The sequence below is a fragment of the Serratia sp. X10 genome (assembly GCF_017811775.1).
Classification (GTDB): Bacteria; Pseudomonadota; Gammaproteobacteria; order Enterobacterales; family Enterobacteriaceae; genus Serratia; species Serratia ureilytica.
In genome coordinates, this window is sequence record NZ_JAEIOH010000001.1 from 679650 (window position 1) to 703521 (window position 23872).

The 23872-nt window shown below is 61.7% G+C and carries 22 protein-coding genes; 7 read left to right on the forward strand and 15 right to left on the reverse strand.

What is annotated here, in order from left to right; all coding sequences use genetic code 11:
- Positions 1 to 54: 54 nt before the first annotated feature.
- Entirely contained in the window at positions 55 to 1242 is a 1188-nt protein-coding gene (locus J9788_RS03530; protein ID WP_182264553.1) for a benzoate/H(+) symporter BenE family transporter, read from the reverse strand.
- 115 nt (positions 1243 to 1357) lie between these two features.
- Between J9788_RS03530 and J9788_RS03535 the strand changes: the two genes are divergently transcribed.
- Together J9788_RS03535 and J9788_RS03540 are read left to right on the forward strand one after the other, a co-directional pair.
- On the forward strand, positions 1358 to 1921 hold the full coding sequence (locus J9788_RS03535) for a helix-turn-helix domain-containing protein (RefSeq protein ID WP_182264552.1): 564 nt from the start codon (positions 1358 to 1360) through the stop codon (positions 1919 to 1921).
- Between the two features lie 194 nt (positions 1922 to 2115).
- A complete protein-coding gene (locus J9788_RS03540) occupies positions 2116 to 4209 on the forward strand; it encodes a prolyl oligopeptidase family protein (protein ID WP_182264551.1) in 2094 nt (697 codons plus the stop codon).
- Between the two features lie 75 nt (positions 4210 to 4284).
- Here the strand turns inward: J9788_RS03540 and dtpA are convergent, their stop codons facing one another.
- The 5 genes from dtpA to rsxD form a co-directional block, all read right to left on the reverse strand.
- On the reverse strand, positions 4285 to 5799 hold the full coding sequence (dtpA, locus tag J9788_RS03545) for a dipeptide/tripeptide permease DtpA (protein WP_046898467.1): 1515 nt from the start codon (positions 5797 to 5799) through the stop codon (positions 4285 to 4287).
- 604 nt (positions 5800 to 6403) lie between these two features.
- The gene (gene nth, locus J9788_RS03550) at positions 6404 to 7045 is read right to left on the reverse strand and encodes an endonuclease III (protein ID WP_019455952.1); all 642 of its coding nucleotides are present in this window, start codon (positions 7043 to 7045) and stop codon (positions 6404 to 6406) included.
- On the reverse strand, positions 7045 to 7743 hold the full coding sequence (locus J9788_RS03555) for an electron transport complex subunit E (protein WP_033642947.1): 699 nt from the start codon (positions 7741 to 7743) through the stop codon (positions 7045 to 7047). The genes nth and J9788_RS03555 overlap by 1 nt, the downstream gene beginning before the upstream one ends.
- The gene (rsxG, locus tag J9788_RS03560) at positions 7740 to 8369 is read right to left on the reverse strand and encodes an electron transport complex subunit RsxG (RefSeq protein WP_046898465.1); all 630 of its coding nucleotides are present in this window, start codon (positions 8367 to 8369) and stop codon (positions 7740 to 7742) included. The genes J9788_RS03555 and rsxG overlap by 4 nt, the downstream gene beginning before the upstream one ends.
- A 9-nt stretch (positions 8370 to 8378) precedes the next feature.
- Positions 8379 to 9464, reverse strand: coding sequence for an electron transport complex subunit RsxD (rsxD, locus tag J9788_RS03565; protein WP_033652582.1), 1086 nt, complete (start codon positions 9462 to 9464; stop codon positions 8379 to 8381).
- Between the two features lie 365 nt (positions 9465 to 9829).
- Here rsxD and J9788_RS03570 point away from each other — a divergent pair, with 365 nt between their 5' ends.
- Complete coding sequence (locus J9788_RS03570; RefSeq protein WP_033642950.1) at positions 9830 to 10723, forward strand: helix-turn-helix domain-containing protein; 894 nt, start codon at positions 9830 to 9832, stop codon at positions 10721 to 10723.
- 33 nt (positions 10724 to 10756) lie between these two features.
- Here J9788_RS03570 and rsxC read toward each other — a convergent pair whose 3' ends face one another.
- The 4 genes from rsxC to J9788_RS03590 all read right to left on the reverse strand — a co-directional run bounded on the left by rsxC (position 10757) and on the right by J9788_RS03590 (position 14905).
- Positions 10757 to 13183 carry an electron transport complex subunit RsxC gene (rsxC, locus tag J9788_RS03575; protein WP_209333049.1) on the reverse strand — a complete coding sequence of 809 codons (2427 nt, stop codon included), beginning with the start codon at positions 13181 to 13183 and terminating at the stop codon, positions 10757 to 10759.
- Positions 13176 to 13748 carry an electron transport complex subunit RsxB gene (rsxB, locus tag J9788_RS03580; RefSeq protein ID WP_004938428.1) on the reverse strand — a complete coding sequence of 191 codons (573 nt, stop codon included), beginning with the start codon at positions 13746 to 13748 and terminating at the stop codon, positions 13176 to 13178. Before rsxB ends, rsxC begins: the two co-directional genes overlap by 8 nt.
- A complete protein-coding gene (rsxA, locus tag J9788_RS03585) occupies positions 13748 to 14329 on the reverse strand; it encodes an electron transport complex subunit RsxA (protein WP_004938443.1) in 582 nt (193 codons plus the stop codon). The genes rsxB and rsxA overlap by 1 nt, the downstream gene beginning before the upstream one ends.
- Positions 14330 to 14464: 135 nt before the next feature.
- Complete coding sequence (locus J9788_RS03590; protein WP_182264549.1) at positions 14465 to 14905, reverse strand: DUF2569 domain-containing protein; 441 nt, start codon at positions 14903 to 14905, stop codon at positions 14465 to 14467.
- A gap of 224 nt (positions 14906 to 15129) precedes the next feature.
- Between J9788_RS03590 and J9788_RS03595 the strand changes: the two genes are divergently transcribed.
- Both J9788_RS03595 and J9788_RS03600 read left to right on the forward strand, forming a co-directional pair.
- Positions 15130 to 16170, forward strand: coding sequence for an oxidoreductase (locus tag J9788_RS03595; protein WP_182264548.1), 1041 nt, complete (start codon positions 15130 to 15132; stop codon positions 16168 to 16170).
- Between the two features lie 73 nt (positions 16171 to 16243).
- Positions 16244 to 17248: a bile acid:sodium symporter family protein gene (locus J9788_RS03600; protein WP_004938453.1), complete on the forward strand. Its 1005-nt coding sequence runs from the start codon at positions 16244 to 16246 to the stop codon at positions 17246 to 17248.
- Positions 17249 to 17259: 11 nt separating this feature from the next.
- Here the strand turns inward: J9788_RS03600 and J9788_RS03605 are convergent, their stop codons facing one another.
- From J9788_RS03605 to J9788_RS03615, 3 genes are all read right to left on the reverse strand, one after another.
- Positions 17260 to 17805, reverse strand: a complete 546-nt coding sequence (locus J9788_RS03605) for an AAA family ATPase (protein WP_182264547.1) — start codon at positions 17803 to 17805, stop codon at positions 17260 to 17262.
- Between the two features lie 117 nt (positions 17806 to 17922).
- Positions 17923 to 18921, reverse strand: coding sequence for an adenosine deaminase (gene add / locus J9788_RS03610; RefSeq protein ID WP_016927887.1), 999 nt, complete (start codon positions 18919 to 18921; stop codon positions 17923 to 17925).
- A gap of 136 nt (positions 18922 to 19057) precedes the next feature.
- Positions 19058 to 19813: a DeoR/GlpR family DNA-binding transcription regulator gene (locus J9788_RS03615; protein WP_046898460.1), complete on the reverse strand. Its 756-nt coding sequence runs from the start codon at positions 19811 to 19813 to the stop codon at positions 19058 to 19060.
- A gap of 96 nt (positions 19814 to 19909) precedes the next feature.
- Here J9788_RS03615 and J9788_RS03620 point away from each other — a divergent pair, with 96 nt between their 5' ends.
- Both J9788_RS03620 and J9788_RS03625 read left to right on the forward strand, forming a co-directional pair.
- On the forward strand, positions 19910 to 20506 hold the full coding sequence (locus J9788_RS03620; RefSeq protein ID WP_046686980.1) for an NUDIX domain-containing protein: 597 nt from the start codon (positions 19910 to 19912) through the stop codon (positions 20504 to 20506).
- On the forward strand, positions 20503 to 20871 hold the full coding sequence (locus J9788_RS03625; RefSeq protein WP_182264546.1) for an NUDIX hydrolase: 369 nt from the start codon (positions 20503 to 20505) through the stop codon (positions 20869 to 20871). Before J9788_RS03620 ends, J9788_RS03625 begins: the two co-directional genes overlap by 4 nt.
- Before the next feature lie 32 nt (positions 20872 to 20903).
- On the opposite strand, the gene J9788_RS03630 is transcribed toward J9788_RS03625, so the two are convergent.
- A complete protein-coding gene (locus tag J9788_RS03630; protein WP_182264545.1) occupies positions 20904 to 22085 on the reverse strand; it encodes a MalY/PatB family protein in 1182 nt (393 codons plus the stop codon).
- The gene (gene malX / locus J9788_RS03635; RefSeq protein ID WP_182264544.1) at positions 22078 to 23697 is read right to left on the reverse strand and encodes a maltose/glucose-specific PTS transporter subunit IIBC; all 1620 of its coding nucleotides are present in this window, start codon (positions 23695 to 23697) and stop codon (positions 22078 to 22080) included. The genes J9788_RS03630 and malX overlap by 8 nt, the downstream gene beginning before the upstream one ends.
- Positions 23698 to 23872: the final 175 nt, after the last annotated feature.

A 23872-nucleotide genomic window follows, 5' to 3' on the forward strand; every position in this document is an offset into this window, starting at 1 on the left:
GACGACAGAGAAAGTGAAGGCGCCACGGCGCCGCTTGTCAATGTAGACCGCCCGTTACGTCACGGTGGTTCGCCGCGGCAGCGACAGCAGCAGATGCGCGATGGCGCCGCCGACAATGCCCCAGAATGCCGAACCGATGCCGAGCAACGTGACGCCGGAGGCGGTGATGAGGAAGGCGATCAGCGCCGCGTCGCGCTGTTTTTCATCGTGCAGCGCGCGTTGCAGGCTGCCGCCGATGGTACCGAGCAGCGCCAGCCCGGCGATGGTGTGGATCAAGGCGACCGGCAACGCGCTGAACAGCAGGCCGATGGCGCCGCCGAACAACCCGGCCAGCAAATAGAAGCCGCCGGCGGCCACCGCGCCCATATAGCGCCGCTGTGGATCGGGATGCACGTCCGGCCCCATGCAAATCGCGGCAGTAATGGCGGCGATGCACACCGAGAAACCGCCGAATGGCGCCAGCAGCAGCGCGGCCAGCGCCGTCCAGGCGATCAGCGGTGAGGTGGGGACACGGTAGCCCGCCGCCTGCAGCGTAGCGATCCCGGGGGCGTTCTGTGAAGCCATGGTGACCACGAAGAAGGGCACGCCGATGCCGAGCAGCGTCGGCCAGCTGAAATGCGGCGCGATAAATTCCGGCACGGCCACCGCCGGTGCCTGTTGCGCCAGATGGATATCGCCCTGTAGCGCGGCGATCGCCAGCCCAATCGCCAGCGTCAGTACGATGGCGTAGCGCGGCAGGTAACGGCGGCTGAGCAGATAGGCCAGCCCCATACCGGCGCTGAGGAGGAAATTGAGCTGCAGCGAAGCGAAGGCGTCCAGCCCGAAACGCAGCAGGATCCCCGCCAACATCGCGGCAGAAATCGCCTGCGGAATATAATCCATCAGGCGGGCGAACAGTCCGGTGATGCCGCAGAGCAGGATCAGACCCGACGCGAAGACGAACACCCCGATCGCCTCATTGATCGGCGTGCCGGGCAGGCTGGTGACCAGCAGCGCCGCGCCTGGCGTCGACCACGCGGTGAGGATCGGGGTGCGATAGTACAGCGAAAGCCCCAGCGAGGTGACGCCCATCGCGATCCCAAGCGTGCTCAGCCAGCCGCCGATCTGCGCCGGTGTGGCGCCTGCGGCGGCGGCGGCCTGGAAAATGATGGCGGCAGAGCTGGTGTAGCCGACCAGAACGGCGACAAAGCCGGCCATGACGGCAGGCAGAGTCAGGTGACGCAGGGTGACGGCAGGGCGCATGAGCAGCTCCAATCGATAGCTGTGCGTTATAACGCACGGTAAGAAATCAGCATAGCACCGTGCGCTATAGCGCACAAGCGGGTATAATCGAGCGCGATATGCAGAGGAGAACAGGATGCAGGAACTTGCCGGCCATTTGGCGCACACCCTTCGCACGTTGCGCGCGCAGCGCGGCTGGAGCCTGACGCAGGCGGCGGAATACACCGGCGTCAGCAAGGCGATGCTCGGGCAGATCGAACGCGGCGAATCCAGCCCGACGGTGGCGACGCTGTGGAAGATCGCCACCGGTTTCAACGTGGCGTTCTCCGCTTTTCTTGAGGCGTCGCCCGCGCAGCAGCAGGCGACGCTGCACCGCTACGGCGAGCTGCCAGTGTACGATCAGGACAACGCCGATATGCGCGTGGTGCCGCTGTTTCCCTACGATCGTCAGCTGGGTTTCGACATGTTCGTCATCGATCTCGCGCCGGGCGCGCTCAGCGAATCGTCGCCCCATGAGCCGGGCGTGATTGAGCATGTGATCGTGATCAGCGGCCGATTAGAATTGGCGATAGACGGCGAGTGGCACAGCCTGGCTGCCGGCGAAGCGATGCGCTTTCAGGCCGATCGGCCACACGCCTACCGCAACGCCAGTTCACACACGGTGCGCATTCACGATCTGATCCACTATCCTCAATCCTGACTCAACGCGGCGGCCGCGGGCTTTGACTCCGCGCCGCCAAACGCCTACCTTGTTGAAAATGACTCTTATTTCACAGGTTGTCGCCCATGACGGGGCGGCGTTGCAGCCGACTCAAAAGGAGCTTGATTTTGCCGGTCACCAATCGACGTCAGTTCATTAAACTCAGTGCGCAAACCGCAGGAGCCGTATTCGCGATGACTTCATTACCCAACAGTATCCGCCTGGCGATGGCGGCGGAGGGCGGCGCGGCCGCCGGCGATGAATTCCTGTGGCTGGAAGAGCTGCAGGGTAAAAAAGCGCTGCAATGGGTGCAGCAGGAAAATCAGCGCACCGTGGCACGTTTCGGTCAGGGCGAAGACTTTCAGCGCATTGAGCGCGAAGTCCTGGATATCCTCAATAAAGACACCCAGATCCCGTGGGTGAGCAAACGCGGCGAATACTATTACAACTTCTGGCAGGATCAGGCCAACCCGCGTGGCCTGCTGCGGCGCGCCACGCTGGACGAGTACCGCAAGGCCAAACCGGCCTGGGAGACGGTGCTGGATATCGATGCGTTGGGTAAAGCGGAGGGCAAGGATTGGGTTTATCAGGGCTCGCAACCGCTGGCGCCGGAATACCGTTATTGCCTGATGCAGCTGTCGCCGGACGGCGGTGACGCCACCGAAATCCGCGAATTCGATTTGGTTGCCAAACGTTTCGTCAAAGACGGTTTCAACGTGCCGGTGGCGAAAAGCCGGGTTTCCTGGGTCGATCGGGACACGCTGTTCATCGCCACCGATTTCGGCCCCGGCTCGATGACCCAGTCCGGCTACGCGCGCATCGCCAAACGCTGGCGGCGCGGCACGCCGCTGAGCGCCGCCGAAACGCTGTACGAAGCGCAGCCCGAGGACATGGCGGTCTTCGCCTATCACGACCGCACGCCGGGCTTTGAGCGCGATTTCGTCGGCCGCAGCCTGGACTTCTACCGCCGCGACTATTTCTTGCTGACTCAGGACGGCCGGCAGAAAAAAATCGACATCCCCGCCGACGCCGAGTTGGATACGCATCGGGAATGGCTGCTGATCAAGCCGAGCAGCGATTGGGACGTGGGCGGCAAGCGCTATCCGTCCGGCTCGCTGTTGGCGGCCAATTTCGACGACTATCTGGCGGGTAAGCGCGAGCTGCAGCCGCTGTTTACCCCGACGGCGGAGCAGGCGCTGAGCGGCTACAGCGGCACTCGCGATCACTTGATCCTCAGCATCATGGATAACGTGGTCAACCGACTGGAAGTGCTGACGCCGCAGGGCGGCAGCTGGCAGCGTCGTCCGCTGGGCAACCCCGGCGCCATCAGCACCCTTTCCGCCGGCGGCATCGACGACGAGAGCAACGCCTATTTCCTGACGGTCAGCGGGTTCCTGCAGCCGACCTCGCTGTATATGGGCAACCTCGACGGCGAGGAAGCGACGCTGCTGAAACAGGCGCCGCAGGACTTTGACGCCGCCGGCTATCAGGTCAGCCAGCATTTTGCGCGCTCCAAGGACGGCACCCGCGTGCCGTATTTCCAGATCGCCGCCAAAGATCTCAAGCTGGACGGCAGCACGCCGACGCTGCTGTACGGCTACGGCGGGTTTGAAGTACCGCTGCTGCCGGGCTATCTGGGCGGCAAGGCGCCGGCCTGGCTGGAGCGCGGCGGGGTATACGTGGTGGCCAACATTCGGGGCGGCGGTGAATATGGTCCGGCCTGGCATCAGGCGGCGCTCAAGCAGCATCGTCATCGCGCCTATGAGGATTTCGCCGCCGTGGCCGAAGACCTGTTCGCGCGCAAGGTGACTTCCGCGCCGCATCTCGGCGCGCGCGGCGGCAGCAATGGCGGCCTGCTGGTAGGCAATATGCTGACGCTGTATCCGCAGCTGTTCGGCTGCATCGTCTGCGAAGTGCCGCTGTTGGACATGCAGCGCTATACCCAACTCTCCGCCGGCGCGTCGTGGATCGCGGAATACGGCGATCCGAGCAAGCCGGAGCAGTGGGCCTATATCAAAACCTTCTCGCCGTACCACAATATTCAGGCGAAAACGGCCTACCCGCCGGTGCTGTTCTATACCGCCACCAGCGACGATCGGGTCAACCCGGCCCACGCGCGCAAAATGGCGGCGCGCATGCAGGCGATGGGGTATCAGCAGGCTTACTTCTACGAAAATACCGAGGGTGGGCACAGCGCCGCCGCCGACAAGCAACAGGCGGCGTTCCACAGCGCGCTGGTGAGCGAATTCATGTGGGCCAACCTGAGCGGCAAGCGCAAGCCAGCGTAAACACGTTTCTTGCGGGCATAAAAAAACGCCGGGGGTTAACCCCGGCGTTTCTACTTACGCTCAATCCGTAGGCACTCAGTGGGCCGCCGTGGCTTCCTGCGCTTTCTGATTCAGGTCTTCGCTGGTGTCCAGCGTCATGCGATACAGTTTCGGCGCGGTCAGCATCATCAGGATGGCGATGACGGCGGTGGCGATGCCGATTTGCATAAACACATGGCTGTAGATGGCCAGCGAAGCGTGCGCGTCGTTGATGTCGCTCGGGACGGCGGTCAGACCGGCGACTTTACCGGCGATCAGCGCCGCGGCGGCGGTGGTCAGGAACCAGGAGCCCATGATGAAGCCCATCAGACGCTGCGGCACCAGCTGCGCCACCATCGCCAGGCCCAGACCGGAAATCATCAGCTCGCCGATGCTCTGCAGCGCGTAGCTCAGGATCAGCCAGTTGACCGACACGATGCCCTGTTCGTTGGCGAAGCTGGCGCCCCATGGCAGCACCAGGAAGGCGCAGGAGCACAGGATCATGCCGAAAGCGAACTTGTGCGGCATCGGCAGGCGATCGCCCATCTTGTTATACAACGCGGCCAGAATCGGGCTGGCGAGCATGATCCAGAACGGGTTCAGCGCCTGGTACTGCTCCGGCTCGAAGGCGACGCCGAAGATGCTGTGCTCCACGTTGTGGATGGCGAAGAAGTTCAGCGACGTCGGCATCTGGCTGTACAGCACGAAGAACACCACCGCTTCCAGCATCAGCAGGAAGGCGACGATCATTTTACGGCGTGCGGCGCCATGCAGGGCGAAGGCTTCCTTAGCGAACACGATCACGATCCCGGCGGAGATGAAGGCCAGCGCCCAGCGCGCGATCACCTGGTTGTGCAGCAGCCAGCTGGACACGGCGACCAACGCCACGATGCCGACCAGCACCATCAGCAGTTTCGGCAGATGCAGCGGCTTGAAGTCAGGCCTGGAGCCGTTTTTCTTCACCCACTTGTGGCACATCATAAAGTTGACCAGGGTGATCAGCATGCCGACCACGCTCAGGGAGAACGCCACGCTCCAGCCGTACTTCGCCGCCAGCCACGGGGTAGCCAGCATGGAGAAGAAGGAACCGATGTTCACCGACATGTAGTACATGGTGAAGGCGCCGTCGATACGCGGGTCGTCTTTCTCATAGCAGGTGGAGAGCAGGGAGGACGGGTTAGCCTTGAACAGGCCGCTGCCCACGGCAATGGTCGCCATGCCCAGGTAGACCCAGAAGATGTTGTGGCCGGAGTAGGCCACCATGGCGTAACCGGCGGCCAGCACCAGCGCGCCGAGCACGATCACGCGTTTGGCGCCCAGCACCTTGTCGCCCAGCCAGCCGCCAATGGCGACGAAGCCGTATACCAGGGCGCTGAAAGAAGAGAACAGGGTGATGGAGTCGGCTTCGCTCAGACCGAGCATCTTGACCAGATAAACCGCCATGATGCCTTGCAGGCCGTAATAGCCGAAGCGCTCCCACAGTTCGATCGAGAAGATCAGATAGAATGCTTTCGGTTGTTTGAACGCGTTAAGGCTCACGCTCTCCTGGTGTTGGTTGTTTGCTGTTGACACGGGTACCTCTGTTTTTTCGCAGCCCGTCTTTAGGGGACGGGAAAGTACAAAAGTTGATGCGGAACGGCATCCTTTTGCGTTGTTATAGGATGGGGACGGCGGTTAATGTTCACTATCTTTGTCAACGTGGCAAGCAGTTTGTCATATTCGGTTACATTTAACGCCGGCAGGATTATGCCGCGATGTTGCAAATGTTATGCAGTATTAACTTTCGGCTTTTAATGGTTTATCGATTTTTTGTTTTGACTAAAAGCTATACGAATTTTAAACAGGGATATATTCTGCTGAATTGCTATTTTTTAGCGCATCAGTGTACGTGAGGTTATTAATCCGTTGGAATGTTGTGTATATGGCGCGATTTGTAAAATTATAGAAATTCAGGAAAACGGGACTGGCATTTGTGAACGCCTTGTGATCCTGAAAGCGTGACGTTCACCGCAATTTTCGACTAATTTTTTGCTTGAAAATAACGCTGCGATGGGTTTCTTACTGAAAACCGCGATAACGCCGGGGTTACTGCTGCGCGATATCACATTTTCGATAAAAAAGCGGCGTTGGCGAGGGAAGAGGAGGCGGCGGGTGCGGTTTGCCGCACCCAACGGACTCAGGATTCCGGATAAACCTTTTCTTTATATTCGCACAGGTCTTCGATGATGCAGGAGCCGCAGCGCGGTTTGCGCGCGATGCAGGTGTAGCGTCCGTGCAGGATCAGCCAGTGATGGCAATCAACCTTGAATTCGGCGGGCACCACCTTCAACAGCTTCTCCTCCACCTGATCGACGTTCTTGCCCGGCGCAAAGTGGGTGCGGTTGCACACCCGGAAGATATGGGTGTCCACGGCGATGGTCGCCCAGCCGAAGGCGGTGTTGAGCACCACGTTGGCGGTTTTGCGGCCGACGCCCGGCAGCGCCTCCAGCGCGGCGCGATCTTCCGGCACTTCGCCGCCGTGCAGCTCCAGCAGCATGCGGCAGGTCTTGATCACGTTTTCGGCCTTGCTGTTGAACAGACCGATGGTCTTGATGTACTCCTTGACGCCATCAACCCCCAGCGCCAGCATGGCGGCGGGGGTGTTGGCGACCGGATAGAGTTTGGCGGTCGCCTTGTTGACGCTCACGTCGGTGGCCTGCGCAGACAGCAATACCGCGATCAGCAGCTCAAACGGCGTGGTGTACACCAGTTCGGTGGTCGGGTGCGGATTGTTGTCGCGCAGCCGGGTCAGAATTTCCAGTCTCTTCTGCTTGTTCATCAGGCCTTCTCAGCACGTCCTTGTTCAAGCAGCGGTTCCGCCGCCACGGCGCGGGCTTTGCGCGCCTTCATTCTTTCGTCTATCAGATACTTGACCGCCAACAGCAGGCCCAGGCCGATAAAGGCGCCTGGCGGCAGCATGGCCAGCAGGAACGGGCTGTCGAAGTGCACCACTTCGATGCGCAGCGATTTGGCCCAGCCGCCCAGCAGTTGATCGGCGCCGTCAAACAGCGTGCCATTGCCCAGCAGTTCGCGCATTGAACCCAGCGTCACCATGACGCCGGTGGCGCCGAGGCCGATGGCCATGCCGTCCAGCGCCGAGAGGCCGACCGGTTTCTTGGCGGCCACCGCTTCGGCGCGGCCCACGACGATGCAGTTGGTCACGATCAACGGAATAAAAATGCCGAGCGACTGATACAGACCGAAGGCATAGGCGTTGATCAGCATCTGCACGATGCTCACCACCGCGGCGATGATCATGACGTAGATCGGAATACGCACTTCGCTTGGCACCCAGCGGCGCACCGCGGAGATGGAGGCGTTGGTGAGCGTCAGCACCAGCGTGGTGGCCAGCCCCAGGCCCAGCGCGTTGGTGACGGTGGAGGTCACCGCCAGCAGCGGGCACATGCCCAGCAGCTGCACCAGGGCGGAGTTGTTCTTCCACAACCCCTGGACGATCAATTCTTTGGCTTCACTCATTCGCTGGCTCCACACGCAGGTAAGCTTTCAAGTTTAGGCGGCAGCGTTTCCATATACAACGCCGTGCGGCGCACCGCATTGACCACCGCACGCGGGGTGATGGTGGCGCCGGTGAATTGGTCGAACATGCCGCCGTCTTTCTTCACCGCCCAGCGTTTGTCGTCCGGGCCGTCGATTTTCTTGCCGCTGAAGAAGGAAATCCAGTCGGAAATGCGCAGTTCGATCTTGTCGCCCAGCCCCGGGGTTTCATGGTGTTCAATCACTCGGGTGCCGAGTACCGTGCCGTTGAAATCGGCGCCGACCAGCAGCTTGATGGCGCCGGAGTAACCGTCCGGCGCGGTGGCTTCCAGCGCGGCGGCGGTCGGTTGCCCGTTTTTGCGCGCCAGGTATAAACGGTGTGGCGCGCCGTCGCCCAGCGCCGGATCGCTAACCAGGAAACATTCGTTCTGCATGACGTTGTCGTAATTTTCCGGCGGCACCACCTGATCGAGCAGGGCTTTTTGCTGCAGCGCCGCCTGATGCGCGATGGTGGTTTTCGTCAGGGCGTAGACCACTGCGGTGAGGCCGGTGGTGACCGCCGCAAACACCGCCAGCGTGGTGCCGTGCTTTCTCATGGAATTCAGCATGGCGGCTCCTTAGCGATGGCCGTACACGCGCGGCTGCGTGTAGTGGTCGATTAACGGGACGGTGATGTTGGCGAGCAGCACGGCGAAGGCCACGCCGTCAGGGTAGCCGCCATAAACGCGGATCAGCCAGACCAGCACGCCGATCAGCGCGCCGTAGATTAAACGGCCCTTCGGCGTGGTGGAGGCGCTGACCGGGTCGGTGGCGATAAAGAACGCGCCCAGCATGCTGGCGCCGGAGAACAGGTGGATCAGCGGCGAAGCCTGATGCGCCGGATCGAGCCACCAGGCCAGACCGGAGCAGAAGGCGATGGCGGCCAACATGCTGAAGGGGATCTGCCAGTGGATCAGGCGGCGCGCCAGCATAAACAGGCCGCCGGCCAGAAAGCCGAGGTTGACCCACTGCCAGCCGATGCCCGCCAGCGCGCCGCCGAACAGCGGCTGCTGCAACACCTGTTCAACGCTGTGGCCGCTGCGCAAACCGGTTTTGAAGCCGTCGAGCGGCGTCGCCTGGCTGATGCCGTCAACGCCCATCTGCAATTCGTGCAGCGTCGCGCCCTGAGCGGTATGGCCGCTGAAAATGGCCAGCAGCGTGTCGTGGAACGATAGCGCGGTGGCGCGCAGCTCATCCGGCGGCAACCAGCTGGTCATCTGCACCGGGAAGGAGATCAGCAGCACCACGTAACCGACCATCGCCGGGTTGAACGGGTTCTGCCCAAGGCCGCCGTACAGCTGTTTGGCGATGACGATGGCGAAGAAGGTGCCGATGACGATCATCCACCACGGGGCCAGCGGCGGCAGGCTGATGCCGAGCAGCAGCGCGGTCAGCAGGGCGGAGTTGTCCGCCAGCCGGCTGCGCACCGGCAGCTTGCGCAGCCTGAGGATCGCGCCTTCTGCGGCCAGCGCGACGATCGCCGCCAGCGCCACCTGAATCAGCACCCCGTAACCGAAGAACCAAATCTGTGCTGCGATGCCGGGAATGCAGGCCAACATTACCCACAGCATAATGCGGCTGGTGCTTTGCTGGTTGTGGGTGAACGGCGAGCTGGCGATGTGTAAGCCTTTGGCGGCTGTGGGTGATACCGGCCTGAACTTCATAGAGTAACGATACCTTCTGCGCCGCGCCTGCGGCAGTTTCGATGCGCCGAATTGCGGGCGCGGCAAAAATAATAGCCGAGCATTCTACCTGATTCGATGCGAGGGTAATACGCCTTAATGATAGGGGTATTCGGCTTTTCGCACCCGTTGAGATCGGCGTGGCGCGATTTGATTTTTTTTTGGCCGGAAAATGGGCTAACGTGAGGAATTGTCTGTGGAACTTGTGCCGCTATCGCCCCTGAGAAATGGGGTAACCGTATGAATGAAATATCATTTTTGTCCAGATTTCCGCACAAAATAACAACTTTCACATAATACGTGTAGGTTACTATCGCGAACATTATTGAGTCAGTGAATCCATAATAATGACAAATGAAGACATTTTTTTTATTGAAGAGCTAATTGAGTGGGTGGAGATACATCTGGAGAAACGGCCAAACCTGGATGAAGTCGCGCGTATTTCGGGCTACTCCAAGTGGCATCTGCAGCGTAAATTCAAGCGTATTACCGGCATTCAACTCGCCACCTATATCCGTTCGCGCATCCTGACGCGCGCCGCGGTGGCGCTGCGCATCACCCGTCGCTCCATCATCGACATCTCCGATGAGCTGGGCTTCGACTCGCAGCAGACCTTTACTCGCATGTTCAAGCAGCGCTTCGGCACCACGCCCAATCGCTACCGCTCAATGGAGCACTGGGACGTGAAAAACCTGATGCCGCGCTTTAACTTCGAAGCCAGCTACGGCGCGGGATATTATCCGGAAGTGAAGCGGCTGACGCTGCCCGAGATGCAGTTGGTCGGCTTCTCGCGCCGGCTGGATTTCGCCTCCGAACAAGAGTTGGAGTACGCGTCCTGCATGGCGATGAAGGACGAGATTTTCAATGACTTCTTCAAGGGGTTGCACGTCGACTGCCGGCGAATTTACAGCATCTATTGCCCGCAGGCCGGGGAAGGCGACGAGCTGTCGTCCACGCTGGTGATGGCGGTCGATCCTGAACATAAAAAGGACATTCTTTCCAATCATCAGATAGACACCATCCATCTGCCGAGCCGCGAGTTTATCTCCATCAACCATAAGGGCACGGCGAAGGAGTGTCTGCAGTTTTTCGGTTATTTGGTGTCGCATGTGATGCCGGGGCTGAAGGATAAGGTGCGCGGCAGTATGGAAATGGAGATCATTCAAACCAAAGAGTGGAACCCGGAGTCCAAACTGCGTCAGATTGAGGTGGACTACACCTATCTGATCTCTATCGATTAAACGGCGCCCGGCGTAGGCCAGGCGCCGCCGTCATCATTTGTCTTCCGTTTCCGCCGCCAGCGATTCTCTGGCGGCTTTTTTGGCTTTGGCGCGGGCGATAGCCGCCGCGACCGCCGCCTTGCGCGGATCGTCTTCGGTGGCAGCCGGAGCCGGTTCTGTCTCGGCAGGAGCGTCCGCCTGCTGCGCCGCTTTCTTGGCTTTGGCGCGGGCGATAGCCGCCGCGACCGCCGCCTTGCGCGGATCGTCTTCGGTGGCAGCCGGAGCCGGTTCTGTCTCGGCAGGAGCGTCCGCCTGCTGCGCCGCTTTCTTGGCTTTGGCGCGGGCGATAGCTGCCGCGACCGCCGCCTTGCGCGGATCTTCTTCGGTGGCAGCCGGAGCCGGTTCTGTCTCGGCAGGAGCGTCCGCCTGCTGCGCCGCTTTTTTGGCTTTGGCGCGGGCGATAGCCGCCGCGACCGCCGCCTTGCGCGGATCTTCTTCGGCGGCAGCCGGAGCCGGTTCTGTCTCGGCAGGAGCGTCCGCCTGCTGCGCCGCTTTCTTGGCTTTGGCGCGGGCGATAGCCGCCGCGACCGCCGCCTTGCGCGGATCGTCCTCGGCGGCAGCCGGAGCCGGTTCTGCCTCAGCCGGAGCGCCTGCCTGCTGCGCCGCTTTCTTGGCCTTCACGCGCGCCAGGGCGGCGGCGACCGCCGCTTTACGTGGATCGTCCACTGTCGCGGCAGGGGCGGTGATGTCTGCGGCCGGTGCCTCTTTGCGCGCCTTCACGCGGGCCAGCGCCGCGGCCACGGCGGCCTTACGCGCGTCGTCGCCGGAGGTTGCCGGCGAGGCTTGTTCCGCTTCGGCCGCCAACTGGGCGCGCCGTTCACGCGCCTGCGCTTTACGCGCTTCGCGGGCGGCGATCATCTCGCTGTTGTCAGGCTGCTGGCCATCGACCGGCGTAACCGCCGCTTCGGCATTCTTGCTGCGTACGCGCGCCAGTGCGGCCTGTACCGCCCCCTGATCGTCGTCGGTCAGTTTAACGGCGGCCTTTTTGTGCCGCTCTTCGCGCGCCAGTTTCTCGCGCTCCAGACGCGCCAGCTTGGCCTCGTAACGCGCTTTGGCCTCGGCGGTGCGTGCCGCTTCCAGATCGATGGCCTTGATCTCGGCCTTTTCCTGCCGGTAGTACTGCACCAACGGGATGTTGCTGGGGCAGACGAACGCACAGGCGCCGCATTCGATGCAGTCGAACAGGTTATGGTTGCGCGCCTTGTCGTGCTCCTGCCCGCGGCTGAACCAGTACAGCTGTTGCGGCAGCAGCCCGGCAGGGCAAGCGTCCACGCACAGGCCGCAGCGGATGCAGGATTGCTCCGGCTCTTGCGGCGTCATTTCATCGACCGTCGGCGCCAGAATGCAGTTACTGATCTTGACGATCGGCACGTTCAGCGCGGGCAGGGTAAAGCCCATCAGCGGGCCGCCCATCACCACCATCTGCTGCGCCTGCGGACGGAAACCGACGAAGTCAAGCAGGTGCTGCACCGGCGTGCCGATGCGCGCCCACAGGTTGCCAGGGCGCTCGACCGCCTCGCCGGTCAGGGTCACCACGCGCTCAATCAACGGTTCGCCGTCGACGATCGCCCGCTTGATGGCGAAGGCGGTGCCGACGTTTTGCATCAGCACGCCGATAGCGGAAGAGTGCTTGCCGTGTGGCACTTCTTTGCCGGTCAAAATCTTGGTCAGCTGCTTGGCGCCGCCGGACGGGTATTTGGTGGGGATGACGCGCAGGGCAATGCCGGACTGGCCGCGCAACGCCTGTTTCAGCGCCGCGATCGCCTCCGGCTTGTTGTCTTCAATGCCGATCAGCGTGACCTTGGGCTGCAGAATGTGTTGCAGGATCTGCGTGCCTTCAACGATCTGATCGGCATGTTCCTGCATCAGGCGATCGTCGGCGGTGATGTAAGGCTCGCACTCGGCGGCGTTGAGGATCAGCGTTTCCACGCCGCTCATGCCGCCTTGCAGTTTACTGGCGGTCGGGAAACCGGCGCCGCCCAGACCGGCGATGCCGGCCTGATGAATTCGTTGAATCAGCTCCGCGGCGGGCGATTGGCGGTAATCCGCCACCGGATCGCGCTCGCACCAGCGGTCTTCGCCGTCTGCCTCGATAATCACGCACAGCTCCGACAGCCCGGAAGGGTGAGCGGTGATGTGCGGCGTGATGGCGCTAACGGTGCCCGAGGTCGGGGCGTGCACCGGCACGGTGCGCCCGCGGCCGACGGTCAGCGGCTGCCCTTTCAACACTCGATCGCCGGCGTTGACGCACAGTTCGCCTTCCGGCCCCAGATGCTGCTGCAGCGGAATGATAAAGGTTTTGGGCAGAGGGGCGACACGCAGCGGCGCGCCGCTCGACTGAGTCTTCATTTCCGGTGGATGGATCCCGCCGTCGAAATCCCAGATCCGGTCTTTTTTAAAGGCGGCGAACAGATTAAGCATGTTGCTCCACGTGGATCACTTGCACCGGGATCGTCTTCATGTCCCACTTCCAGTTGGCGGTGGTGGTGGCGACCGGTCTCATTTCAATACAGTCGGTAGGGCAAGGGGCGACGCACAGATCGCAGCCGGTACAGAGGTCGGTAATGACGGTATGCATGGCGCGGGTGGCGCCGACGATGGCGTCAACCGGGCAAGCCTGAATGCACTTGGTGCAGCCGATGCAGTTGGCCTCGTCGATATAGGCCACTTTACGCTCCGGCTCGGCGGCGGCTTCGCTGCCCAGCGGCTGCGGCTCCACGTTGAGCAGCTCCGCCAGTTTCAGCATCACCTGTTCGCCGCCCGGTGCGCATTTATTGATCATCTCGCCGTTGGCCACCGCTTCGGCATAGGGGCGGCAGCCGGGGTAGCCGCACTGGCCGCACTGGCTCTGCGGCAGGATCGCGTCGACCTGCTCGGCGACCGGATCCTCTTCCACTTCAAAACGGCGCGCGGCGTAGCCCAGCACCAGTCCGAACAGCAGCCCGAGCGCGCTCAAGGCCGCGATAGCTATCCACAACGCAGTCATTAGAATTTCACCAGCCCGGTAAAGCCCATAAAGGCCAACGACATCAGCCCGGCGGTGATCAGTGCGATCGAGGAGCCGCGGAACGGCGCCGGCACGTCGGCCACCGCCAGACGTTCGCGAATGGCGGCGAACAGCACCATCACCAGCGAGAAACCGGCGGCGGCGCTGAAACCGTAAACGGCGGACTGCAGGAAGTTATAACCGAGGTTGACGTTAAGCAACGCCACGCCCAGCACCGCGCAGTTGGTGGTGATCAGCGGCAGGAAGATGCCCAGCAGGCGATAGAGCGCCGGGCTGGTCTTGCGCACCACCATCTCGGTGAACTGCACCACCACGGCGATCACCAAAATGAAGGAGAGCGTGCGCAGGTACACCAGGTCCAGCGGAACCAGAATAAAGGTGTTGATCACCCAGGCGCTGACGGAGGCCAGCGTCATGACGAAGGTGGTGGCCATTCCCATGCCGATGGCGCTTTCCAGCTTCTTGGAAACGCCGAGGAACGGGCACAGGCCAAGAAACTTCACCAGAACGAAGTTGTTCACCAGTACGGTGCCGACAAACAGGAGCAGGTATTCGGTCATTGCGATGCCTAAAAAAATAAAAGCCGCCTATTATCGGGAATCGGCGGCCGGACGACAACATATGAATCGCAGGGGTATTGCCTTTTTTGGTGAAAATTTACACAAGTCACCCAATAAAACGTGCTGCAATCGGCTTTAACGTTCGGTAAAGGTCCCTTTGACCCGCTGCGAACGCTTGATGTAAGGCACCAGCAGCGCCGCCATCAGCAGCGGCCAGCCGAGGCTGCGCACCGCCACTTCATCCGGCACCGGCGCGAAGGCGAAGGCTTTCACCGCCAGGATCACCGTGATCAGCAGCCATAACAAGAACAGTTTAGGGAAGCGCTGCGACCGCTGGCAAAACAGAAACACCAGCCACAGGGTGAAGCCCCACATCAAGAGCGTGGTCAGCGCCGAAAAGTACCATTGCAGGGTAAACGCCTGGGCGTTGGTCAACAGATAGTCGCGCGACTCGGGCATGAAGATCGCCATGGCGTACAGGAGCAGCATCAGGCTGGCGCTGAGCAGGGTGACGATCAGATAGGCCAGCGGGGCCAGCAACCAACCGCCGATACGAGAGTATTCAGCTTGAGACATAAAACGGCTTCCTGATTGAATCGGGGATCACAGGCGGCATAGCTTAGCGGGTAATACCGGCTTCGTCATCCCTATCAACCGGATAGCCCGGCGTCGCGGGGCCGGGCCGCACGTTTGGCTACTCCGACCCCGCTTCGAATTAACATCTCATTTACTTCTTGTTCCAGCCGGCCGCATGGTGTCAAATCGAAAGGGTCTGTCGTGAGCCTGCAAGAGGAAATCCCATGGCTGAGAAAATTCGTGTCGGGCTGGTCGGTTACGGCTACGCCGGCAAAACCTTTCATGCGCCGTTGATCGCCGGTACGCCGGGCCTGGAACTGGCCGCCGTTTCCAGCAGCGATGCCGGTAAAGTGCGCGCGGACTGGCCGTCGATGACGGTGGTGGGCGATGCGCAGGCGCTGTTCGCCGATCCGGCCCTCGATCTGATCGTGATTCCTACCCCCAACGATACCCATTTCCCGCTAGCGCAACAGGCGCTGGCCGCCGGCAAGCACGTGGTAGTGGACAAACCGTTTACCGTGACATTGTCACAAGCCCAGGCGCTGCAGCAGCAGGCGCAGCAGAGCGGTTTGCTGTTGTCGGTGTTCCACAACCGTCGCTGGGACAGCGATTTCCTGACCCTCAAAGCGCTGCTGAACGACGGTTCGTTGGGCGAGGTGGTGTACTTCGAGTCGCACTTCGATCGTTTTCGGCCACAGGTGCGTCAGCGCTGGCGCGAACAGGGCGGCGTCGGCAGCGGCATCTGGTTCGATTTGGGGCCGCATCTGCTCGATCAGGCGCTGCAACTCTTCGGCAAACCCGAGCGGCTGTTTGTCGATCTGGGTGAGCTGCGGCCGGGGGCGCAGGCGGTGGACTATTTCCACGCGCTGTTGAGCTATGGCGATCGCCGTGTGGTGCTGCACGCCAGCATGCTGGCGGCGGCGGAGAGCCCGCGTTACGTGGTGCACGGCACCCGCGGCAGCTATGTCAAATACGGCCTTGATCCGCAGGAAGACCGGCTGAAGGCCGGCGAACGCTTGCCGCAGGCCGACTGGGGCTATGACATGCGCGAGGGTGTGGTGACGCTGTCACGCGGTGACCTGCTGGCGGAACAGCCGCTGCTCACTATTCCCGGCAACTACCCGGCTTATTACGCGGCGGTGCGCGACGCGATTGCCGGCATAGGCGAAAACCCGGTGCCGGCCGCCGACGCGATCGCGGTGATGGCATTGATCGAACTGGGGCTGGAATCGGCCCGGCTGCAGCAGGCGCTGCCGGTGGTCTGATCCCGCCCACTTTTCTGTGGCCCGGCGCAACGTCGGGCCTTTTTATGACTCTACGTGCAAGGAAATTCGTTTCATGTCCTGGTTGCAGCGTTTGCGCATTGATAAATTTTTGCTGGTTCTGATTTTGGTGGTGATCGTCGCCTCGCTGTTCCCCTGCGAAGGCATCTGGAAAACCTTCTTTGAACACCTGACCACCGCCGCCATCGCGCTGCTGTTCTTTATGCACGGCGCCAAGCTGTCGCGTGAGGCAATCGTCGCCGGCATGAGTCACTGGAAGCTGCATCTGCTGGTGTTCCTCAGCACCTTTGCGCTGTTCCCGCTGCTCGGGCTGGCGATGAACCTGTTGGTGCCGGGCATCATGACGCCGACGGTCTATCTCGGCTTCCTCTATCTGTGCGCGCTGCCGGCCACGGTGCAGTCGGCCATCGCCTTTACCTCGGCGGCGGGCGGCAACGTGGCGGCAGCGATCTGCAGCGCCTCGGCGTCGAGCATTCTTGGCGTGTTCCTGTCGCCGCTGCTGGTGGGCGCGTTGATGCATACCCAGGGCGGCAATACCGACGTGCTGCACGCCATCGGTTCGATCATTCTGCAATTGATGGTGCCGTTCGTGATCGGCCACCTGGCGCGGCCATTGATCGGCAAGTGGATCGACCGCCATCGCAAACTGATTAACCTGACCGACCGTTCGTCGATCCTGCTGGTGGTGTATACCGCGTTCAGCGCGGCGGTGGTGGAAGGGATTTGGCACCGTATCGACGGCTGGTCGCTGCTGACCATCCTGGTGATGTCGCTGGTGCTGCTGACGGTGGTGCTGGTGATCAACACCTATGCAGCGCGCTGGCTGGGCTTTAACACCGCCGATGAAATCACCATCGTCTTCTGCGGTTCGAAAAAGAGCCTGGCGAACGGCATCCCGATGGCCAACGTGCTGTTCCCGGCTGCGGCGGTGGGCGCGATGGTGCTGCCGCTGATGATTTTCCACCAGGTTCAGCTGATGGTGTGCGCGGTGCTGGCGCAGCGCTATGCGCGTAAAACCGCGAAACAGCGGGCCGAGGCGGAGGCGCTGGCGGCCAAATAGGCCGCAGGCCGCTAACGGTGGCCCAGCGCGTCGAGCAGAAAGTCGGCACGCTCGTCCGGTGAGGCGCGCGGCAGTTCTTGCAGCTGATAGCCATAGCGGCGATAGACGGCCACCATCGCCCGGTAGGTCAGCTCGGCTTCGGCGAAAGATTGTTTTCTTTCGCTGTCCTGCGCATAGATCGCTTGCCACGGCGGGGCGATGAACACCCTTTCGGCATAGCGAAAGGCGCCGATCGCCGCCGTCAAATGCGCGGGGATCGATAATCCGCACAGCGTCAGGTAACCGGCGATATCCGGCAGGCCGCGATCGAAGAACCAGCATGTTGCGCCCGTCGCTTCGCCCCATGAGCGCAGTTCCCAATCGAGCATCCGCTCGGCGAAGGCCTGGCGATCGCCCCACGGCAGCGCATGGCCGCCGATACTCATCTGATCCTGAATAATCGCCCGGCCGGCTTCCTGCGAGTGCGGAAAGCCGCGGCGATGAAGAACGTCGATGAGCGTGCTTTTACCCGAACCCGGGCCGCCGGTCAGCACGATGCGGCGTGTTTTGTCAGACATGCGAAATTCCTCTCTTGCAGCAGAGTCATGGGGTAACACAGCGATAAAGACGAGCAGTCGGAAGAAGACGGCGGGGAGAGGGATGAGAAGAAGGCGCCGTTTGGCGCCTGGGAGGATTTAGCCCTGAACTTTGGCGCGCAGCGCCTGTTTTTCCTGCTCGCTGAGGAAGGCCAGCTTCAGGCCGTTTTCCTGCGCGGTGCGGATTTCTTCCGGCGTCAGCCCGGCCTGCGGCGCGGCGACGCGGTATTCATGCTCGATCTCGATGCCCTGAACCGCCGGATCGTCGGTGTTGATCGACGCCAGCACGCCGTGGCGCAGGAAGGTGGCCAGCGGATGCTGCGCCAGCGACGGCACGGTGCTGGTCTGGATGTTGGAGGTCAGGCAGGATTCGATGCCGATGCCGTGTTCCGCCAGGAAGTCCATCAGCGCCGGATCTTCGACCGCTTTCACCCCGTGGCCGATACGTTCGGCGCCCAGCTCGCGGATCGCCTGCCAGATGCTTTCCGGGCCGGCGGCTTCGCCCGCGTGCACGGTGATGCGCAGGCCGGCGTCGCGGGCGCGGTTGAAGTGGCTGAGGAACAGGCTGCCGGGGAAGCCCAGCTCATCGCCCGCCAAATCCAGCGCGGTAATACCGTCGCGGTGCGCCAGTAATCCTTCCAGTTCCTGCAGACAGGCGGCTTCACCGAAGGTGCGGCTCATGATGCCGATCAGGCGAATGTCGATGTCACGATCGCGGCAGCCCGAACGGATCCCGTCGATCACCGCTTCCACCACGCCGGCGACGGGCAGTTGATGCTTCATCGCCATGTAGTAAGGGGAGAAACGCAGCTCGGCATAGTGCAGGCCGGCGTTGGCGGCGTCCTCGACGTTTTCGTATGCCACCCGGCGGCAGGCGTCCAGATCGCCCAGCACCGCCACGCCCCAGTCCAGTTTCTGCAGGAAGCTGACCAGATCCGGTTCGGCATGGGTGATCTGCACGTGCGGGCGCAGGCTCTCCAAATCGTTGGCCGGCAGGGCGAGATTGAACTGACGGCCGAGGTCGAGAATGGTCTGCGCGCGGATGTTGCCGTCGAGATGGCGGTGAATGTCGGTAAGCGGTAGGCGGGGATCGATCATGCTGGGCACTCGCTAATTTATCGTAGGTAAAGTGCAGAACAGTATAAAAACAAATGAATGAAACTTGCCATCTCGTTGCATAAAAAAGTGATGTGAATCACAAATAATGCGCGATATATCGCATTATCGTCGTGAATCAGGCTTTCAACACGCTGACGCCCGCCTGCTGCAACGGCGCGATCAATGCGTCGTCGGTGGCGCGTTCAACGATGATGGTGTGCGCCAGCGTAATATCACCGATCGCATACTGCGAGGCGGCATTAAGCTTGGCGGCGGAAGCCAGCACCACGGTTTCCGCCGCACGGGCCGCCAGCGCTCGCTTGATGTAGGCTTCTTCCAGATCGCCGGTGCTCAGCCCTGCGGTGGGGTGCACGCCGGTCACGCCCATGAAATAAATATCGGCGCGGATATGTGACATCGCTTCTACGGCGGCGGCGCCGACGCTGACGATTGAATGCTTATACAGTCGGCCGCCGATCAGGATCACCTCGACGGTAGGGTGATCGACTAACCCCACGGCGACGCTGGGGCTGTGGGTGACGATGGTGGCATTGAGGTTGGCCGGCAGTTGCCTGACCAGCTCTGCGGAGGTGGTGCCGCCGTCGATGATCACCACCTGGCCGGGGGCGATCAGCGCCGCCGCCGCTTTGGCGATCGCGCGTTTGGCGCCGGATTCCAAGCGATTGCGTTCGGCGAAGCTGGCGATGGCGGAAGAAACCGGCAGGGCGCCGCCATGCACCCGTTGCAGCAACCCGTCGGCGTCCAGTTCACGCAGATCGCGCCGGACTGTATCTTCCGACAGCCCGAACAGCTCGCTGAGCTGTTTGGCCAAGACCTGACCATCCTGGGCCAGTTTTTCCAAAATGATCTTCTTGCGCTGGCTGGTCAACATGGCCATTTCCTCTCAAATTTGCTATGCACGAAATATCTTGATCATACACGAAACTGCACGATAGTATCAATTTCCTTCCTCTGGCGGAGTAAACCGATGATAGCCACCAAAGACAGGGTTCGCATTGTCGAAACCCGGGTGTTGTCCGATGACTGGTACCTGCTGAAAAAAACCACCTTTGATTTTTTGCGGCGCGACGGCGTTTGGCAGCGGCAGAGCCGTGAGACTTACGACCGCGGCGACGGCGCCACCATTTTACTGTTCAATCGGCAGGCGCAGACGGTGATCCTGACGCGCCAGTTCCGCTTTCCAGTGTTCGTCAACGGTCATGACGGCATGCTGATTGAGGCCGCCGCCGGGCTATTGGACGACGCGTCGCCGGAGGCGCGCATCCGCGCCGAAGTTGAAGAGGAAACCGGCTACTTCGTGCAGAACGTGGAGAAAGTGTTTGAGGCGTACATGAGCCCTGGCTCGGTCACCGAAAAGCTGCACTTTTTCGTCGGTGAATATCAGGCGAGCGATCGCCTCAACGAGGGCGGCGGGCTGGCGGCGGAGGGGGAAGATTTGGAGGTGATCGAGCTGCCGCTGGCGCAGGCCCTGCAGGCGGTTCGTCAGGGTACGATCGTTGACGCCAAAACCATCATGCTGCTGCAGTTTGTCGCATTAAATCGGACGTTGGAGGAACAACGATGAAAGCACAACAAATCTTGATCGCCGGCCCTTATCGCAGCGGCACCGATGGCGATCCGCAGCGTATCGCCGCCAATCTGGCGCGCCTCGAACAGGCGGCGCTGGCGGTTTACCAGCGGGGGCACGTGCCGGTGATCGGCGAGTGGCTGGCGCTGCCTTTGGCGGCCGCGGCCGGTTCCACTCAGGTTGGCGATGCGGTCAGCGAGGCGTTTCTTTACCCGGTGGCTCACCGACTGATTGCGCAGTGTCAGGCGGTGTATCGCATCGAAGGGGCGTCTGTGGGGGCCGATAACGACGTGCGGTTGGCTAACGAATGGGGATTGACGGTCTATCGTCATCTGGAGGAAATCCCGTCTGTTCAGGTGTAACCGAGGGGCGGGCAGAGGCTCGCCCCCTCGCGTTATTGCTCGTCCAGCACAAACTTCAACCCGGCGATCAGCTTGTCCATGCCGGCTTCCAGCTTGCTGCGCGGGCAGCCGACGTTGAGGCGCAGGAACCCGCGGCCTTCTTCGCCGTAGGTAAAGCCCGGCATGATCGCCACCTTTTCACGCTCGATCAGCACCTGCTGCAGCGCCCGATCGTCCACGGCCAGCGGCCGCAGATCGATCCAGGCCAGATAGGTGGCCTGCGGCGGGCGCCAGCCCAGCGCGGGAAACGCCTCCGCCAGCCGTTCGGCGACGTAGGTCAGGTTATCCTGCAGATAGTCGCGCAGGGCATCCAGCCAGGGTTCACCGCGCCGATAGGCGGCTACGTGAGCCGCCACCGCCAGCACCGCCGGCGAGGAGAGGCCGTCACGGGATTTGAGCTGCTGGAAATAGGCTTCGCGGCTGGCGTCGTCGCTGATAAAACCGTAGGCGCCGGTCAGCGCCGGAATGTTAAAACTCTTGGAGCCGGAGGTCAGCAAGGCCCAGGCGCCGGTCGCCACCTGGCTCCAGGGCGTATGGCGGTGTTCACCCCAGACCATGTCCATGTGGATCTCATCGCTGATCACCCTCACGTCGTGGCGTTCGCACAGTTCGGCCATCTGCTGCAGCTCTTCGCGGCGCCACACTTTACCGGTGGGATTATGCGGGCTGCACAGCAGCAGGATCTTGGTCTGCGGCCGCGCCAGCAGCGCTTCGAGGTGCGCCATGTCGCAGCGCCAGTCATCTGCGGCCTTGTGCAGCGGGCAGGCCAGCAGCTGGCGCTGGTTGGCGAGGATCACCTTATAGAAGGCGTCGTAGGCCGGGGTATGGGTCACCACGTAGTCGCCCGGCACGGACCATTGGCGGATCAGCTGCGCCGCCATGTAGATAACGGAAGGGCCGTACACCGCCGTTGCGGTGTCGATAGCGGTGTTGAAACGTTGTTGATACCAGTGGCGCAGCGCGCCGAGAAAATCCTCATGCTGCCAACGGCTGTAGCCCAGCACGCCATGCTGCAGGCGCTGTTGCAGCGCCTCGAGAATGCACGGCGCGGTGGCGAAATCCATATCGGAGATGGTGAACGGCAGCAGGTCTGCGCTGCCGAAGCGATCGGCGATGTAATCCCACTGGGTGCACCAGGTGCCGTGGCGGTCGATCGGGGTGGAGAAATCAAACATGGGTGGCTCCCTGCAGCGCCGCGGCAGGGCGCGCCGTGGCTATCAGTGAGTCTAATTCATCCTTCACCGATTGCACCTGCGGGCCGATCACTACCTGCAGATTATGATCGTTGAGATGCACCACGCCGATGGCGCGGTTGGCCTTCAGCGCCGCGTCGTCCACCTGGTTCATGTCGTTGACCGACAGGCGCAGGCGGGTGATGCAGTTGTCCAGCGTAATGATGTTGTCCGGGCCGCCGAGCGCCGCCAAAATCGCCGGCACATTGTAGCCGGATTTGCCCGCCGCGCCGCTCGGCGCGTTTGGGGTGACGGCGCCGTCGCTCTCACGGCCCGGCGTTTTGATGTTAAAGCGCTGGATGGCGAAGCGGAAAATGGCGTAATAGCCGACGAACCAGACGGCGGCCACCACCGGCACCAGATACCACTTGGTGGCGGTGCCGTGCAGAATGCCGAACACCACGAAGTCGATAATGTTGCCGTCGGTGTTGCCGATGGTCACGCCCAGCAGCGCCATGACGGTAAAGCCCAACCCGGTGAGCAGCGCATGGATCAGATAAAGGAACGGCGCGACGAACAGAAACAGAAACTCGATCGGCTCGGTGGTGCCGCCAACCACGCAGGCCACCACGCCGGAGATCAACAGCCCTTTGATTTTATGGCGGTTCTCCGGTTTGGCGCAGTGGTACATCGCCAGCGCCGCGCCCGGCAGGCCGCCGAGGAACGCCGGCATTTTACCCTGCGACAGGAAGCGGGTGGCGCTTTCGGCGAAACCGGTGGTGGTCGGGCAGGAGAGCTGCGCCTGGAAGATGGTCAGGGCGCCGCTGACGCTGTGGCCGCACACCTCCATCGTGCCGCCCGCCTCGGTAAAGCGGATCAGCGCCACCAGAATGTGATGCAGGCCGAACGGCAGCAGCAGGCGTTCGCCGGTGCCGAAAATCATCGGCCCGAAGATGCCGGCGCCGTTGATGACGCGGCCCAGGCCGTTAATGCCGGCGGCGAACCACGGCCAGACCAGCGGGATCACCAGGCCGCACAGGCCCAGCACCACGGTGGTCACGATCGGCACAAAGCGGGTGCCGCCGAAGAAGGCCAGCGCATCCGGCAGCCGGATGGTATGGAAACGTTCATGCAGCAGATACACGATGATGCCGACGATCACTGCGCCGAGGATGCCGGTGTCGATCGACTGAATGCCGAGAATGTTTTGGATGTTGTTGGCCTTCAGCACCAGCGGATCGCTGGTGGGCAGCACGCCGGCGGCGGTCAGGTAGAAGTTGGTGGCCAGATTCAGCACGGCGAAGCCGACGAAGCCGGAGAAGGCGGCGACGCCCTTGTTGTCGCGCGCCATGCCCAGCGGAATGGCGATGGCGAACATCACCGGCAGGAAGCTGAAGGCGAAGGAGCCTATCTTGCTCATCCAGGTGAAGATCAGCTGGAAGATCGGATGGCCGATAAACGGCATCAGGGTGATCACGTCGCGGCTGCTCAGCGAGCTGCCGATCCCCAGCATGATGCCGCAGAAAGAGAGCAAGGCGACGGGCAACATGAATGTTTTGCCCAGGCTCTGGAAGAACTCCCAGAGGGTGATTTTGGGTTTATTGGCTGCTGACATAACCGACTTCTCCTGGCGAAAAGACGAGCAAAAAGGGGACTGCTGATTAGGTAAAAAGAAGATAAAACGTTTTACCTAGCAAAAATGCGCCGCCAATCACAAATCTGTCGCCCGGTTTTTGGCGACAATGCGGCGGGCAGTAAAACGTTTTACTGCATTGACGGATTCGGTATAC